The organism is Stenotrophomonas sp. TWI1409, assembly GCF_039673015.1.
Classification (GTDB): Bacteria; Pseudomonadota; Gammaproteobacteria; order Xanthomonadales; family Xanthomonadaceae; genus Stenotrophomonas; species Stenotrophomonas maltophilia_A.
Genome location: NZ_JBDJKU010000018.1, coordinates 16,938 through 32,237 on the forward strand (window position 1 = coordinate 16,938; position 15,300 = coordinate 32,237).

Annotated in this window: 11 protein-coding genes; 10 read left to right on the top strand and 1 reads right to left on the bottom strand. The window is 65.1% G+C overall.

The window, feature by feature from the left end; translation table 11 throughout:
- Window positions 1-10: 10 nt before the first annotated feature.
- Complete coding sequence (locus ABE423_RS08005; protein WP_006456456.1) at window positions 11-916, bottom strand: ScpA family protein; 906 nt, start codon at window positions 914-916, stop codon at window positions 11-13.
- A gap of 375 nt (window positions 917-1,291) precedes the next feature.
- Here ABE423_RS08005 and ABE423_RS08010 point away from each other — a divergent pair, with 375 nt between their 5' ends.
- The 10 genes from ABE423_RS08010 (at window position 1,292) to ABE423_RS08055 (ending at window position 15,179) form a co-directional block, all read left to right on the top strand.
- Window positions 1,292-1,591, top strand: coding sequence for a YciI family protein (locus tag ABE423_RS08010; RefSeq protein ID WP_032129789.1), 300 nt, complete (start codon window positions 1,292-1,294; stop codon window positions 1,589-1,591).
- Between the two features lie 20 nt (window positions 1,592-1,611).
- Window positions 1,612-1,863, top strand: a complete 252-nt coding sequence (locus ABE423_RS08015; RefSeq protein WP_032129775.1) for a BolA family protein — start codon at window positions 1,612-1,614, stop codon at window positions 1,861-1,863.
- A 149-nt stretch (window positions 1,864-2,012) separates the two neighbouring features.
- Entirely contained in the window at window positions 2,013-3,050 is a 1,038-nt protein-coding gene (locus tag ABE423_RS08020) for a LacI family DNA-binding transcriptional regulator (protein ID WP_032129774.1), read from the top strand.
- Window positions 3,051-3,126: 76 nt separating this feature from the next.
- The gene (locus ABE423_RS08025; protein WP_049401101.1) at window positions 3,127-6,213 is read left to right on the top strand and encodes a TonB-dependent receptor; all 3,087 of its coding nucleotides are present in this window, start codon (window positions 3,127-3,129) and stop codon (window positions 6,211-6,213) included.
- 251 nt (window positions 6,214-6,464) lie between these two features.
- On the top strand, window positions 6,465-8,069 hold the full coding sequence (locus ABE423_RS08030; protein ID WP_032129772.1) for a glucoamylase family protein: 1,605 nt from the start codon (window positions 6,465-6,467) through the stop codon (window positions 8,067-8,069).
- A gap of 4 nt (window positions 8,070-8,073) precedes the next feature.
- A complete protein-coding gene (locus ABE423_RS08035; RefSeq protein WP_032129771.1) occupies window positions 8,074-9,414 on the top strand; it encodes a sugar ABC transporter substrate-binding protein in 1,341 nt (446 codons plus the stop codon).
- Complete coding sequence (locus ABE423_RS08040; protein ID WP_032129770.1) at window positions 9,411-10,292, top strand: sugar ABC transporter permease; 882 nt, start codon at window positions 9,411-9,413, stop codon at window positions 10,290-10,292. The genes ABE423_RS08035 and ABE423_RS08040 overlap by 4 nt, the downstream gene beginning before the upstream one ends.
- Window positions 10,289-11,125: a carbohydrate ABC transporter permease gene (locus tag ABE423_RS08045; RefSeq protein WP_006378064.1), complete on the top strand. Its 837-nt coding sequence runs from the start codon at window positions 10,289-10,291 to the stop codon at window positions 11,123-11,125. The genes ABE423_RS08040 and ABE423_RS08045 overlap by 4 nt, the downstream gene beginning before the upstream one ends.
- Window positions 11,122-14,289: a discoidin domain-containing protein gene (locus ABE423_RS08050; protein WP_125894423.1), complete on the top strand. Its 3,168-nt coding sequence runs from the start codon at window positions 11,122-11,124 to the stop codon at window positions 14,287-14,289. Before ABE423_RS08045 ends, ABE423_RS08050 begins: the two co-directional genes overlap by 4 nt.
- A gap of 2 nt (window positions 14,290-14,291) precedes the next feature.
- Window positions 14,292-15,179 (top strand): endonuclease/exonuclease/phosphatase family protein, encoded by an 888-nt coding sequence (locus ABE423_RS08055; RefSeq protein WP_125894421.1) that lies wholly within the window; start codon window positions 14,292-14,294, stop codon window positions 15,177-15,179.
- The last annotated feature ends 121 nt before the right edge of the window (window positions 15,180-15,300 follow it).

The window sequence follows — 15,300 nt, forward strand, 5'->3', positions numbered from 1 at the left end:
CAGTCAGCGCTCACTCGTCTGCATTGGCGGCGTCGTTGTCGTCGAACTCGCTGCTGAACTGCAGCGGGGCGTTGGTGTTGCCGGCGGCCAGCGATTTCACGTAGATCGGCGCCAGCGGTTCTTCCTGGACGATGTCCAGCAGCTGTTCCTTGGCCAGTTCCAGCACCGCCAGGAACGTGACCAGCACGCCCAGCTTGCCTTCTTCGGCCGTGAACAAGCCTTCAAAACGATAGAACTTGCCATCTTCCAGGCGTCCCAGCACTTCGCCCATGCGTTGCCGCACGCTCAGTGCCTCACGCTTGATGGCGTGGCCGCTGAACAGCTCGGCGCGCTTGAGCACGTCGTGCAGCGCCAGCAGCATCTCCTTCAGGTCCACCGGCGGCGGCAGTTTCACCGTAGCGCGTTCGGGCATGAAGGCATGGGCCAGGCTGGTGTCGCGGTCCTGGCGGGGCAGGGCGTCGATGTCCTCGGCGGCCTGCTTGAAACGTTCGTATTCCTGCAGCCGGCGCACCAGCTCGGCGCGCGGGTCGGCCTCATCGCCTTCCTCGCTGACCGGGCGCGGCAGCAGCATGCGCGACTTCACCTCGGCCAGGATCGCGGCCATCACCAGGTACTCGGCGGCCAGCTCGAAGCGCAGCTCGCGCATCACGGTGATGTATTCCACATACTGCCGGGTGATCTCGGCGACGGGAATGTCCAGGACATCCAGGTTCTGGCGGCGGATCAGGTACAGCAGCAGGTCCAGCGGGCCTTCGAAGGCATCCAGGATGACTTCCAGCGCGTCCGGCGGAATGTACAGGTCCTGCGGAATCTGCAGGACCGGTTGCCCATGCACCACGGCCAGCGGCATTTCCTGCTGCTGGGGGGCGGGCGGCCGGGTTGGCGGGTTCGCGTCGAGCGCGAGTTCGGAAGTCATCTAATGGACATCAGGATTGCAACGGACCAGTCGCGGCACCGGGTTCGCCGGGCCAACGCCACGGAGCCCCAGGGCACCAGACACGCCGGGATCGGCGCGATTCCACACATATCAAACAGCAGGACGCGCCGCAGGAAACGGCAGCGACGGAACTACGGGGAGGTCGTCTACGTGGCCCGGCCAGGTGGTCCGGTTTGAAGCAGCGGGACGGTCGTCGGGGGCTGCGTTGGCCGCAAAAACCGACGGGCTGCTGCATCCAGCCACATGCAATGGAGTCTAGGGTAAGCCTTTGTTGCGCCAGTGTCCAGCCGGGCCGGGGCAGGGGCCGCATTGGCTAGAATCTGCGGACCCGACAACGCAAGCGAGGAAATGCCGGTGTGGTATGTGATCGAAGGGTATGACGGCCAGGATGTGCTGGCGCAGCGGCTGCAGGCGCGGCCGGAACACCTGGCGCGGTTGCACGCGCTGCGCGACGAGGGACGCCTGCTGCTGGCCGGCCCCTGCCCGGCGGTGGACAGTGAAGACCCCGGCCCGGCCGGTTTCAGCGGCTCGGTGGTGATCGCGCAGTTCGAGTCGCTGCTGCAGGCCCAGGCCTGGGCCGACGCCGACCCGTACGTGGCCGCCGGCGTCTACACCCGCGTGCAGGTGCGACCGTTCCGGAAGGTGTTGCCGTGAACGCGGAACGGATCTCGCGAATGCGTGATGCGCTGCAGCATGCGCTGGCGCCGAGCGTGCTCGAGATCGAGGACGACAGCCATCGCCACGCCGGCCATGCCGGTGCGCGCGATGGCCGCGGCCATTTCAACGTACATGTGGTCAGTGAACGCTTCGCCGGACTGGGCCCGCTGGCCCGGCATCGCGCGGTGTACGCCGCGCTGGGGACGATGATGGAGACCGATATCCACGCGTTGTCCATCCGCGCGCAGACCCCGTCAGAACAGGGCTGAGCCCTTGTCCCACGCTGTCCTGGCGGGTCCCTGCGGGGGCTCGCTGCAGACAGATTTCCATGTCCATTTCGGGACATTCGCCTAACGGACTGTTTACAAGCCCAGATGGAAACGCTTACATTCCGCGCCAATGCTGGTAGGTCCAAGCCGTGGAGGGCGGCTTCGTGAACAAGGCAGCTATCACAATCAAAGACGTCGCTCGCGAAGCCCGGGTCTCCGTGGCCACGGTTTCCCGCGCGCTCAACGGGCATGAAAATGTCGCCGAACCGGTCCGCCAGCTTGTGCTGGAGGTGGCCGCACGGCTGCGTTACACCCCGCACGCCGCCGCCCGCAGCCTGAGCAGCCGCCGCACCAATACGGTGGGCGTGGTACTGCCTGACCTGTACGGCGAATTCTTCTCCGAACTGATGCGTGGCATCGACAATGTCGCCCGTAGCCGTCGCCAGCACCTGCTGGTGTCCAGCTACCACGGTGACCAGGAGCAGCAGGGCGCGGCCCTGCGCGCCATGCGCGGCCGCGTCGACGGCCTGCTGGTGCTCTCGCCCTATGCCGAGAGCCCCGGTTTCCTGACCGACAACCTGCCGCAGTCGTTGCCGACGGTGTTGATCAACACCTATCTGCCCGGGCAGGACCACCCGGTGCTGAGCATCGACGACCATGCCGGTGCGATGGCGATGACCCGCCATCTGCTTGACGCCGGCCACCGTCGCATCGCTTTCATTTCTGGCCCGGATCTCAACTTCGACGCGCGCGAGCGCCTGCGCGGCTTCCGTGACGCGCTGGCGGCTTTTGGCGGTGGCGCCGAGGGCATCGAGCTGCCCGGTGATTTCGACGAAGCTTCCGGCCATCGCGCCGGTCAGGAGTTGCTGGCAGCCGGAGCGCTGCCTGATGCCGTGTTCGCCGCCAACGACATGATGGCCCTGGGATGCCTGTATGCATTCACGCAGGCCGGTGTCCGTGTTCCGACCGATGTCGCCCTGGCGGGTTTCGATGACATTCCACTGGCGCGTTTCGTCCACCCGTCGCTGACCACCATGCAGGTCAGCATCGCCGAGCTCGGCGACCGGGCCATGACGCGCCTGCTGCAGTTGATGGACGGCACCTCCACGGACGGGACAGGGGACAAGCAGACCCTGGTTCCCCGCTTGATAGTTCGCGATTCCACCACTCCGCCATCGGGCCATTGAAGCCAGAGGCGTTCCTTCTTTTTTGATTGATCGCAGGGACCGCGCGAGCGGTTACCGCCACCCGGAGATTGAGTTGATGATGCACACCACCTTCCGCACGCCGGCGCGCCGGCTGCTGAGCACCGCACTGGTCAGCTGCCTGATGCTGGCCGCCGCTCCGAACGTCATGGCGCAGTCGGCCAATGCCAGCCTGCGCGGCCAGGTTTCCGGCGCCCAGGCCGGCGCCGAAGTGACCGCCACCAACCTGGCCACAGGCACCGTCCGTCGCGGCACCGTCCGTGCCGATGGCAGCTACTCGCTGATGGGCCTGGACCCGGGCACCTATGACGTGGTCGCCAACGGCCAGTCGCAGAAGGTCACCGTCACTGTGGCCTCGACTGCTACCCTGAACTTCGCCGGTGCCGCCAGCAGCACCCCGGGTTCGACCGCGGCCACCAACCTGGACACCGTCAACGTTGTCGCACCGACCCTGCTGCAGGAAGTGCGCACGTCCGAAGTCGGCAAGACCGTCAGCCTGCAGCAGATCCAGACCACGCCGCAGGTCTCGCGCAACTTCCTGGAGTTCGCCGACGCGGTGCCGGGCATGATCTTCACCCGCGATGCCAAGGGCAACACCTCGCTGCGTGGCGGTGCCACCAACTCCGACGGCACCAACGTCTATATCGATGGTGTGGGCCAGAAGAGCTACGTGAAGGGTGGCGGCATCTCCGGCCAGTCCGGCAGTGCGGGCAACCCGTTCCCGCAGCTGGCCATCGGTGAGTACAAGGTCATCACCGGCAACTACAAGGCCGAGTACGGCCAGGTGTCCAGCGCCGCGATCACGGCTGCGACCAAGTCGGGTACCAACGAGTTCAAGGGTGAGACCTTCTACCGTTATACCAACGAAAGCATGCGTGCGATGACCCCGGCCGAACGCCAGCCGGGCAAGAGCAAGGAAGACTCGGCCGAGAAGGAATACGGCTTCGCGCTGGGTGGCCCGATCATCAAGGACAAGGCCCATTTCTTCGTCACCTACGAAGCCAAGCGCTTCGATCTGCCGGTGACCATCGCGCCGGACGGTGCCGTCACTCCGTCGGCCGCCAATCTGCCCGCCGATGGTCTCGCAGGTCTCGGCCCGGCCAGCCAGCCGTTCCAGCAGGACCTGATCTTCGCCAAGATCGACTTCGAGCCGACTGACAACGATCGCATCGAACTGACCTTCCAGGACCGCGACGAAACCCAGCAGCAGTTCAGTGGCCAGACCGCGAAGGTACACGGCAAGGTCGTGGACAACACCGACCGCCGTTATGCGCTGCGCTGGAACCACAGCGGTGAGCGTTTCTACAACGAGTTGATGGTGACCCACGAGGAGGCCTTCAACAATCCGCTGCCGTTGACCATGGGCAACGGCATCATCTACACCGCACCGGATTTCGGCGACTCGGACGCCAACCGCCCGCAGGAGAAGACACTCGTCCAGGTTGGCGCGGCTGATGCCTTCGCCTCGCAGGTGAAGGGCCAGAAGGGCTGGGCGATCGAGGACAACCTGACCCTGGACGGCCTGCAGTGGGCGGGTGACCACACCATCAAGATGGGCGCCAAGTACAAGCAGATCGACCTGTACGCTTCCGACGCGGCGCAGATCAACCCTCAGTTCTCCTACACCATCGACAACCCGGCGTTCCCCTCGAGCACGCCGTATAAGGCGCAGTTCACCAAGGCCAGCACCGGCGTCACCGGCGTGCAGTCCGAGGTGCGTGCCAAGGTCAAGCAGATTGGCCTGTTCATCCAGGATGACTGGCAGGTCAACGATCACCTGCAGCTGAACATCGGCCTGCGCTGGGACTACGAAAAGAACCCGGTCTACACCGATTTCGTGACCCCGCCGGAGGTAGTGAAGGCGCTGTTCTCGCAGGATCCGAACGCGCCGGCGGGCGTGTCCCAGACCTATGCGCAGACGCTGGCGCTCAGCGGGCTGAACGTCAACGACTACATCAGCACCGGCCACAACCGCAAGAACTTCAAGAACGCCTGGCAGCCGCGCCTGGGCTTCTCGTATGACGTCAATGCCGACGAACGGCACGTGTTCCATGGTGGCGCCGGCCGTTCCTATGACCGCGACCTGTTCGACAACCTGGCACTGGAAACCACCAAGCTGGCACTGCCGCAGCCGACCGTTTACTTCCGCAACCCGGCCACCGGCAACTGCATGTACGGCCAGACTCCGTGCTTTGACTGGAACCCGAACCTGATGAACGGCATCGAGAACGTGCAGGCACTGCTGGGTTCCACCAGCAATGAAGGCATGGAAGTCGATCTGCTGAACAACAACATGAAGGTGCCGTACGCCGACCAGTTCAGCCTGGGCATGAGCAACCAGTTCGGTGAGTGGCTGACCGACGCGACGATTTCTCGCACGCTGACCTATGATGGGTTCGCCTTCACCCTGGGCAACCGCTTCAACAACGGCAACTTCTTCGATAACCAGATGCTGTGTGGTGCCAAGGAGCCGACCTACGGCCAGCCGTGGAACTGCAACATTCCGGGCTTCGGCAGCCTGATCATCGGCCAGCAGGGCATCAAGACCCGTTCCACCCAGGTGCTGCTGTCGGCGCAGAAGCCGTACAGCAAGGAAAGCGGTTGGGGCACCTCGATCGCCTATACCTGGACCAACGCGCGTCACAACCGAAACATCAACGAGCATTACTCGTTCGATCGCGGCACCATCGGTGAGTACCCGACCATCAAGTCCAACGGCGCGCCGCGCCATCGCCTGGTGGTCACCGGCTCGTATGACGGCTTCTGGGGCATCACCTTTGGTGGCAAGCTGACCCTGGCCACGCCTACCCCGGGCAATGACTGGTCCTGCATCGCGCAGGCTGGCACTGCCAACTGCCTGCCGACTCCGGCCGCGGGTACTCCGGGTGGCAATGGCCGCTTCCTGCTCGGTGGCAAGATCTTCGGCTACCGCTCGCTGGACCTGCAGGCGACCAAGACCTTCAAGCTGGCCGGCGATACCGAGCTGTATGCGCGTATCGACATCATCAACGTGCTCAACTTCGACAACTTCTCGAACCTGAACTACGTGAAGAGCGATGGCAAGCTGCTGGTGAGCTACAACGAGACCGGCGATGTGATCGGTACCCCGCGTCAGGTGAAGGCCGAAGTGGGCTTCCGCTTCTAAGCGGATCCGCCTGAAGCAATACCCCGATGCCGCCGCTCCGCCGGCGGAATCGGCAGGAAGAAAAAAGGCAATGGCCGGCCCCGTGCCGGTCCATTGCCCATGCCGCTGCCGGCCAGGCGGCAGCGGCATGGGCAATGATCGCGGTGTCAAACCACGTTTTTCGTGGTTTTTTCAGAACGCATCTTGTAAACGATTTCAGATCATTGGACGGTATGCTTTCCCATCGATCAGACCACCGGAGAAATCGCGCCATGCAGGCACGCCATCTGTTGTCCGCCGCAGCGTTGAGCCTGGCCGTGGCCGCCTGCCAGCCGGCCCAGCAGGAACCTGCCAAGCCGCGGCCGCCGGTGATCCTGATCGAGGCCGACGCACCGCCGCGGCCGATGAAGCCGGTGCTGCCGCCGTTGTTCGATGACATCGAGCGCCGTACCTTCCAGTTCTTCTGGGATACCACCAACGAGATCAACGGCCTGACCCCGGACCGCTATCCGTCGCGGCCGTTCGCCAGCATCGCCTCGGTCGGCTTCGCGCTGACCGCCTATCCGATCGGCATCGAGAACGGCTGGGTCAGCCGCAACCAGGCGATCGACCGCACCCTGACCACGCTGAAGTTCTTCCGCGACGTGCCGATGGGCCCGCAGCGCACCGGCAAGGCCGGCTACAAGGGTTTCTACTACCACTTCCTGGACATGCAGGAAGGGCGTCGCTACGACAGCTGGGTTGAACTGTCCTCGGTGGATACCGCGCTGCTGATGATGGGCGTGCTGTTCGCGCAGTCGTACTACGACGGTGACGATCCGCGCGAGAAGGAGATCCGCCAGATCGCCGACACGTTGTACAAGAAGGTCGACTGGCCGTGGCTGCAGCAGCGTGCGCCGCTGATCTCGATGGGCTGGTTCCCGGAGAGCGGCTTCATCGACCACGACTGGATGGGCTACAACGAGGCGATGATGGTCTACATCCTCGCCCTGGGGTCGCCGACGCACCCGGTCAGCCCGGATGCGTGGACGGTGTGGACGCGCACCTACGACAACGACTGGGGCGTCTACCAGGGCCAGGAATACCTGTCCTTCGGCCCGCTGTTCGGCCACCAGTACAGCCATGTCTGGATCGACTTCCGCGATATCCAGGACGCGTACATGCGCGAGCGCGGCAGCACCTACTTCCTCAACAGCCGCTCGGCTGCGCTGGCCCAGCGCGAGTACGCCATCGCCAACCCGATGCAGTGGAAGGACTATGGCGAGAACGTATGGGGCCTGACCGCCAGCGACGGCCCGCAGAACACCACCCAGGAGTACCGCGGCGAGCAGCGCCAGTTCCGCCACTACTCCTCGCGCGGCGCCGGCCTGCGCGAGAACTTCGATGACGGCACCATTGCCCCCACCGCCGCGATCGCCTCGGTGGTGTTCGCACCTGAGCAGGTGATCCCGGCCACGCTGGAAATGCACAAGCGCTACGGCGACTACATCTATTCCAGCTACGGTTTCCTGGATTCGTTCAACCCCAGCTTCAACTACGACATCCCGATCAAGACCGGTCGCCTGGTGCCGGATCGCGGCTGGGTCGCCAGCGATTACATCGCCATCGACCAAGGCCCGATCCTGACCATGATCGCCAACTACCGCGATGACTTCGTCTGGGAAGTGATGAAGAAGAACCCGTACATCCGCAAGGGCCTGGAACGGGCCGGGTTCAGCGGTGGCTGGCTGGCACCGGAAGGTTCGTTCCAGCCGCTGGAACTGCAGAAAGACGAAAAGGCCGCGGCGGCACGCGCGGTGGGTATCGCCGAATCACGCGCGGCTGCCGCGCAGGAACAGAAGAACAATGCCAACCGCAATACAGGCCAGGGCAAGTAACCCGATGCCGAACTGGATCGACCGCCTGCGCCGCTGGGCGCTGCCTGCCCTGGCCGTGTTGGCCGTGGCCGGCTGCGCCCGTACCGAACCGGGCACCACCACCGTGCGCTTCTGGGCGATGGGCCGCGAAGCCGAGGTGGTCAGCGAGCTGATCCATGAATTCGAGGCCGAGAATCCGGGCATCAAGGTGGATGTGCAGAACATTCCGTGGACCGCCGCGCACGAGAAGCTGCTGACCGCGTTCGCCGCGGACGGCCTGCCGGACGTGTGCCAGCTGGGCAACACCTGGGTGCCGGAGTTCGCCGAACTGGACGCGCTGACGCCGCTGCAGCCGTTCGTGCAGCGTTCGTCCGTGGTCGACCCGAAGGACTATTTCCAGGGCATCTGGGATACCAATGTGATCCACGGCGAACTGGTAGGCGTGCCGTGGTATGTCGATACCCGCCTGATCTACTACCGCAAGGACCTGCTGGCCAAGGCCGGCTACGACCACCCGCCGCGCACCTGGCAGGAGTGGGACGAGCAGATGGCGGCGATCAAGCGCATGCAGGGCCCGAACCGCTATGCGGTGCTGATGCCGATCAACGAGTTCGAGCAGCAGCTTTCGCTGGCACTGCAGCAGCCTGATCCGTTGCTGCGCGACGACGACACCCGCGGCAATTTCGCCAGCCCGGGCTTCCGTCGCACGCTGGCCTTCTACGCCAACATGTTCGAGCAGGGCTGGGCGCCGAAGATGTCCGAGACGCAGATCTCCAACGTCTGGGATGAGTTCTTCCGCGGCTTCAACGTGTTCTACATTTCCGGCCCGTGGAACATCCGTGAGTTCAAGAAGCTGCAGCCGAAGGAACTGGAAGGGCAGTGGGGTACGGCCGCGCTGCCGGGTCCGGACGGCCCGGGCGCCGGTATTGCCGGTGGTACCAGCCTGGTGATCTTCCGCAAGTCGCAGCAGAAGGAGGCGTCGTGGAAGCTGATCGAGTTCCTGTCGCGACCCGAAATCCAGGCGCGCTTCCATTCGATCATCGGCGACCTGCCGCCGCGCCGCAGTACCTGGAACGCGCCGTCGCTGGCCAACGATCCGCTGGCCGCTGCGTTCCGTGACCAGCTGGAGCGGGTCAAGCCGACACCGAAGGTGCTTGAGTGGGAGCGCATCGTGCAGGAAATGCGCATCGTCACCGAGAAGGTGGTGCGTGGTGGCCTGGCGCAGGACAAGGCCGTGGAAGAGCTGGACCAGCGCGTGGACAAGGTGCTGGCCAAGCGCCGCTGGATGCATGAACAACAACGCCTGCAGCAGCGCGTGCCGTCGCCGCAATCGAGCAGTGCCGTGGCCGCCGGGAGCGCGCAATGAAACGTACCTCGCTTGCCGGCTGGGTTTTCGCCGGTCCCTCGCTGATCGTGCTGGGCATGTTCTTCGGCCTGCCGGTCGCCTCGGCGCTGGCGCTGAGCGTGACCGATTTCGACCTGTATGCCTTGGCCGACAGCAGCAACCTGCGCTTCGTCGGCCTCGGCAACTACATCGATCTGCTGCAGACGCCGATGTTCTGGAAGTCGCTGTGGAACACCACCTACTTCGTGTTGATCGGCGTGCCGTTGTCGATCGGCGTGTCGCTGGGCGCAGCGATGCTGCTGAATGCACCTGCCGCGCGTTTCAAGGCGCTGTTCCGCACCGCGCTGTTCGCGCCGGTGGTGACCACACTGGTGGCAGTGGCGGTGATCTGGCGCTACCTGTTCCATACCAGCTACGGCCTGGTGAACTACGGCCTGGGCCACCTGGGCATCAGCCCGATCGACTGGCTGGGTGATCCCAACTGGGCGATGCCGACCATCATGCTGTTCGCAGTATGGAAGAACTTCGGCTACAACATGGTGATCTTCCTGGCCGGCCTGCAGGCCATCCCGCATGACCTGTACGAGGCCGCCCGCATCGACGGTGCCTCGCGCTGGAAGCAGTTCCTGCACATCACCCTGCCGATGCTCGGCCCGGTGCTGCTGGTGGTCGGCGTGATCACCGTGTCCGGCTACTTCCAGCTGTTCGCCGAACCGTATGTGATGACCCGCGGCGACCCACTGCAGAGCACCGTCAGCGTGCTGTATTTCATGTTCGAGGAAGGCTTCAAGTGGTGGAACCTGGGACGCGCCTCCGCGGTGGCGTTTCTGCTGTTCCTGATCATCCTGGCGGTGACCACCGTGATGCTGCGTTTCGGCCGCAAGAGGCAGTTGGTATGAGTCGTGAAATCGGCCAGTCGCGCTGGTACCCGTGGTTGATCAATGGTGCGTTGCTGGTGCTGGCCCTGGTCAGCCTGGCACCGCTGCTGTGGATGCTCTCGGTTTCGTTCATGCCACAGGGCGAGGCGACCCATTTCCCGCCGCCGCTGCTGCCGTCCAGCATCACCACGCGCAACTACCATGAGTTGTTCGCGCGCACCGGCATGGGCGGCAACTTCGCCAACAGCCTGCTGGTGTCGGTCGGCATCACCCTGGGTTCGCTGCTGCTCAACACCATGGCCGGCTATGCCTTCGCCAAGCTGAACTTCGTCGGCCGCGAGCGCCTGTTCCAGGTGCTGATGGCGGCGCTGGTGATTCCGGCCCAGGTGGCGATGCTGCCGCTGTTCCTGTTGATGAAACAGCTCGGTCTGGTCAACAGTTTCGGCGGCGTGATCGTGCCGGCGCTGGCCAGCGTGTTCGGCATCTTCCTGGTGCGCCAGTACGCGCGTTCCATTCCTGACGAACTGCTGGAAGCGGCCCGCATCGACGGGGCAGGGGAGCTGCGGATCTTCTTCCAGATCGTGCTGCCGATGCTCAAGCCGGTGCTGGTGACCCTGGCGATCTTCACCTTCATGGGCGCATGGAACGATTTCATGTGGCCGTTGATCGTGTTGACCGACCAGGAGCACTACACTTTGCCGGTGGCGCTGGCCACCCTCTCGCGCGAGCACATCATGGACGTGGAAATGATGATGGCCGGCGCGGTGGTCACCGTGGTTCCGGTGCTGGCGCTGTTCCTGGTGCTGCAGCGGTACTACATCCAAGGTCTGTTGCTGGGGAGCGTCAAAGGATGAAGCGAGCGATCGCCGTTGGACTGGGCCTGTTGTGGACCTCCCTGGCGATCGCCGCACCACCGGCGCTGCCGGCACCGAAGGTGCTGGACGACTTCGACGACATCGCAGCCTGGAAGCTGGTGCTGTCCGACCAGGTCAGCGGATCGCTGCGACCGGTCAGCGGCGCCGGTGGTGGCCGCGCGCTGTGCCTGGACTATGACTTCCACGATGTCTCCGGTTACGTCGGCATCCGCCGCGCGCTGAACATCGACTACCCGGTCAATTACCGTTTCGGTTTCCAGCTGCGCGGTGATTCACCGGGCAACGACCTGCAGTTCAAGCTGATCGATGCCAGCGGCGACAACGTCTGGTGGGTCAATCGTCCCGGCTACAGTTTCCCCAAGGCGTGGACGCCGGTCGAGTATCGCCGTCGCCAGATCGACAAGGCGTGGGGGCCGTCTCCCGAGAAGGAGATGGCACGCAGCGCTGCGGTCGAGTTCACGATCTACAGCAAGGTCGGCGGCCGCGGCACGGTGTGCTTCGACAAGCTGACCCTGCAGGGCCTGCCAGTCCAGGATGACTCGGCGCTGGTGCCGTCGGTGATCGCCGATACCGCCACCGCGCTGCAGGACCGCATGATCGACGGCAAGAGCGATACGTTCTGGATCAGCGGTGGCGTCAAGCAGCAGACCATCAGCCTGGACCTGCACAAGAGCCGCGAGATCGGTGGTGCGGTGATCGACTGGCTGCCGAACCTGGAAGCCCGCCGCTACACCGTGCGCACCTCCGAGGATGGCCGCGACTGGCGCACCGTGCGCGAAGTCACCAGTGGTGCCGGTGGCCGCGACTGGCTGGCGCTGCCGGACACCGATGCGCGCTACGTGCGCTTCGATCTGCAGGACGGCCCGAACTGGCGCTACGGCATCCGCGACATCGCGCTCAAGCCGCTGGCCTTTGCTTCCACCCCGAACGCATTCCTGTCCTCGGTCGCCGCCGACCTGCCACGGGGCTCGCTGCCTCGTGCCTATGTGGGCGAGCAGCCGTACTGGACCCTGCTCGGCCTTGATGGTGGCCAGGAACAGGCATTGATCAGCGAGGATGGCGCACTGGAGCCGGCCAAGGGCAGCTTCAGCATCGAGCCGTTCATCCGCCTCGATGGCAAGCTTCTGGACTGGTCGAAGGTGGCCATCACCCAGTCGCTGCAGGATCACTACCTGCCGATCGCCAACGTCGACTGGGTGCATGAGAAGGTCGGCCTGGCAGTGACCAGCTTCGTGCAGGGTACGCCGGAGCGCGCGCAGCTGATCGGCCGCTACCGCCTGAGCAATCCGGACAAGGTCGCGCACGAGTACACCCTGGCGCTGGCGATCCGCCCGTGGCAGGTCAACCCGCCCACCCAGTTCCTCAACACCGTCGGTGGTTTCAGCCGCATCGATGCACTGGACGTGGGTGAGCAGCTGGTGCGGGTCAACGGTGAGCCGCGCATCTACCCGCTGCAGGTGCCGGACGCGCGCTTTGCCAGTACGTTCGACGGCAAGCTTGATGCGATGCATCTGGAAAGCGGCACGTACCCGGCGACCACAGCGGTGAAGGACAGCACCGGCATGGCGTCGGGTGCGCTGATGTACACGATCAAGCTGGAGCCCGGCCAGAGCCGTGAAGTGGCGGTGGTGCTGCCACAGACCGGTGGCTGGGCACCGCAGGCGCTGGACGTGGCCAAGGCGCAGGCGCAGGTGGCCGAGCAGTGGCGCAAGAAGCTGGGCGTGGTCTCGCTGCAGGTGCCGGCTGCGGGCCAGGCGCTGGTGGATACCCTGCGCACCGCGGTCGCGCACATGCTGATCTCGCGCGTCGGCCCACGCCTGCAGCCGGGCACGCGTTCGTATGCGCGCAGCTGGATCCGCGATGGCGCGATGATTTCCGAGGGCCTGTTGCGCATGGGCCGCAGTGATGCGGTGCGCGACTACATCAACTGGTATGCGCCGTATCAGTTCGAGAACGGCAAGGTGCCGTGCTGCGTCGATGCCCGCGGCAGCGACCCGGTGCCGGAGAACGACAGCCATGGCGAGTTGATCTACAGCATCGCCGAGTACGGGCGCTACACCGGCGACAGCACTTTCACCGAGCTGATGTGGCCGCATGTGCAGGGCGCCTACGGCTACATGGAGCAGCTGCGCGCCAGCGAGCGCACTGAGGAGAACCGCGCACGCAACCCGGCCTTCTACGGCATGATGCCGGCCTCGATCAGCCACGAAGGCTATTCGGCCAAGCCGATGCACTCGTACTGGGACAACTTCTGGGCACTGCGCGGCTACAAGGACGCGGCCCTGCTGGCGACCCAGCTGGGCAAGGTCGAGGCGATGCAGATCGCCGAATCGCGTGACCAGTTCCGTGATGACCTGCAGGCCTCGCTGCTGTCGGCGATGCAGCAGCACAACATCGACTACCTGCCGGGCTCGGCCGAGCTGGGTGACTTCGACGCGACGTCGACGACCATCGCACTGGCCCCGGGCGGCGAACAGGGCAGGTTGCCGCAGCAGGCGCTGGAGGCGACCTTCGAACGCTACTGGAACGAGTTCGTTGCCCGTCGCGACGGCAAGCGCGAGTGGAAGGACTACACCCCGTACGAGTGGCGCAACGTGGCCGCGTTCGTGCGCCTGGGCTGGCGCGATCGCGCTTGGCAGGCCACCGAGTTCTTCTTCAAGGACCGCGCACCGCAGGCCTGGAACCAGTGGGCCGAAGTAGTTTCGCGCACGCCGCGCAGGCCGTTCTTCGTCGGTGACCTGCCGCATGCCTGGGTGGCCTCGGACTTCGTGCGCTCGGCCTTGGACATGTTCGCCTACAACCGCGACATGGACGAGTCACTGGTGCTGGCCGCCGGCGTACCGACCGCGTGGCTGCAGGGCGAGGGCATCGCCGTGCAAGGCCTGCGTACGCCGCAGGGCCAGCTCAACTACCGCCTGCAGCGCAGCGACAAGCAGCTGGTGCTGGAGGTGCAGCCGGGCCTGGTGCCACCGGTGGGAGGCGTGGTGTTGCCGTGGCCATACGCCGGTGATCCGGGCGAGGCGAGTATCAACGGCGAAGCAGCCGAGTGGGTCAACAAGGAACTGCACGTGCACCAGCTGCCGGCGCGGGTTGAGATCGACGTACCGAGCGCAGTGCGCCGAGCCGAACGCAAGGGGCAGTAACGATGAAGCAACAGGGGGCAGGGGTGCGCACGTCGGTGCGTGCCCTGGGGCTGGCAATTGCATTGGCAGTGCCGAGCGCGGTGATGGCGGCCGAGCCGGCTGCCGCGAACGCGGCGCCCGACGTTGCCAGCGCAGCGGGCATGAGCATGGTCACCTTCAACCTGCATCATGACCGCGAAGACTGGCCGAGCCGGCGCCGCACCATCCTGGCCGAGCTCAAGCGCCTGCAGCCGGATGCGGTTGCCCTGCAGGAGGTGATCCAGCGCCGCGACGTGCGAAACCAGGCGCAATGGCTGGCCAGCCAACTCGGCTACAAGTACGTGTTCGTGTCCACCGATCCGGTCGGGGCACCCAAGCGCTACGGCAATGCGCTGCTGACCCGGCGGCCGATCCTCGCCCAGGGGGATCATCTGCTGCTGCCGTTGGACGACTACCGCACCGTGGCTCACCTGCGCATCGACGTCGACGGTATGCCGGTGAACGTCTACGCCACGCATCTGAACGAGCGCAGCGATGAGAGTGGGCAGCGCATCCGTCGCACCCAGGTCGAGGACCTGCTGCGCTTCATCACCACGACGTCGGCCGGTGCGCCGGTGGTGATCGCGGGCGACTTCAATGCGCTGGTGGATGCCGGCGACCTGAGCGAGCTGCGCAGCCACTACGGCGACAGCTACGGCAGCGTGCACGTCAACACCGACCTGTCCGGGGTCAGTACGCTCAACCGCCACTATTACCAGGCGCCTTCGCGGATCGACCACATCTTCTTCCAGCAGGACGAGATGGTCGCGCGTGAGGCGAAGCTGCTGTTCGACCAGCCCGATGACAGCGGACGCTGGGCCTCGGACCACTACGGCGTGTGGACCCGCCTGCAGTTCGCACCGAAGCCCTGACGGAGCAGGCTCCGGCAGGTGCCAACCTTGGTTGGCACGAACGTGTCCGCGTGCACTGAATCAACGGCGCCAACCAAGGTTGGCCTCTACCAAAGCAGTGACCGTGCGCGGGTTGTGCGCT

Excerpts from the sequence above, each read along its gene's own strand:
- ABE423_RS08005 (WP_006456456.1), bottom strand. The coding sequence starts at position 916 with ATGACTTCCGAACTCGCGCTCGACGCGAACCCGCCAACCCGGCCGCCC.
- ABE423_RS08015 (WP_032129775.1), top strand. The coding sequence starts at position 1,612 with ATGCGTGATGCGCTGCAGCATGCGCTGGCGCCGAGCGTGCTCGAGATC.
- ABE423_RS08025 (WP_049401101.1), top strand. The coding sequence starts at position 3,127 with ATGATGCACACCACCTTCCGCACGCCGGCGCGCCGGCTGCTGAGCACC.
- ABE423_RS08030 (WP_032129772.1), top strand. The coding sequence starts at position 6,465 with ATGCAGGCACGCCATCTGTTGTCCGCCGCAGCGTTGAGCCTGGCCGTG.
- ABE423_RS08035 (WP_032129771.1), top strand. The coding sequence starts at position 8,074 with ATGCCGAACTGGATCGACCGCCTGCGCCGCTGGGCGCTGCCTGCCCTG.
- ABE423_RS08040 (WP_032129770.1), top strand. The coding sequence starts at position 9,411 with ATGAAACGTACCTCGCTTGCCGGCTGGGTTTTCGCCGGTCCCTCGCTG.
- ABE423_RS08045 (WP_006378064.1), top strand. The coding sequence starts at position 10,289 with ATGAGTCGTGAAATCGGCCAGTCGCGCTGGTACCCGTGGTTGATCAAT.
- ABE423_RS08050 (WP_125894423.1), top strand. The coding sequence starts at position 11,122 with ATGAAGCGAGCGATCGCCGTTGGACTGGGCCTGTTGTGGACCTCCCTG.
- ABE423_RS08055 (WP_125894421.1), top strand. The coding sequence starts at position 14,292 with ATGAAGCAACAGGGGGCAGGGGTGCGCACGTCGGTGCGTGCCCTGGGG.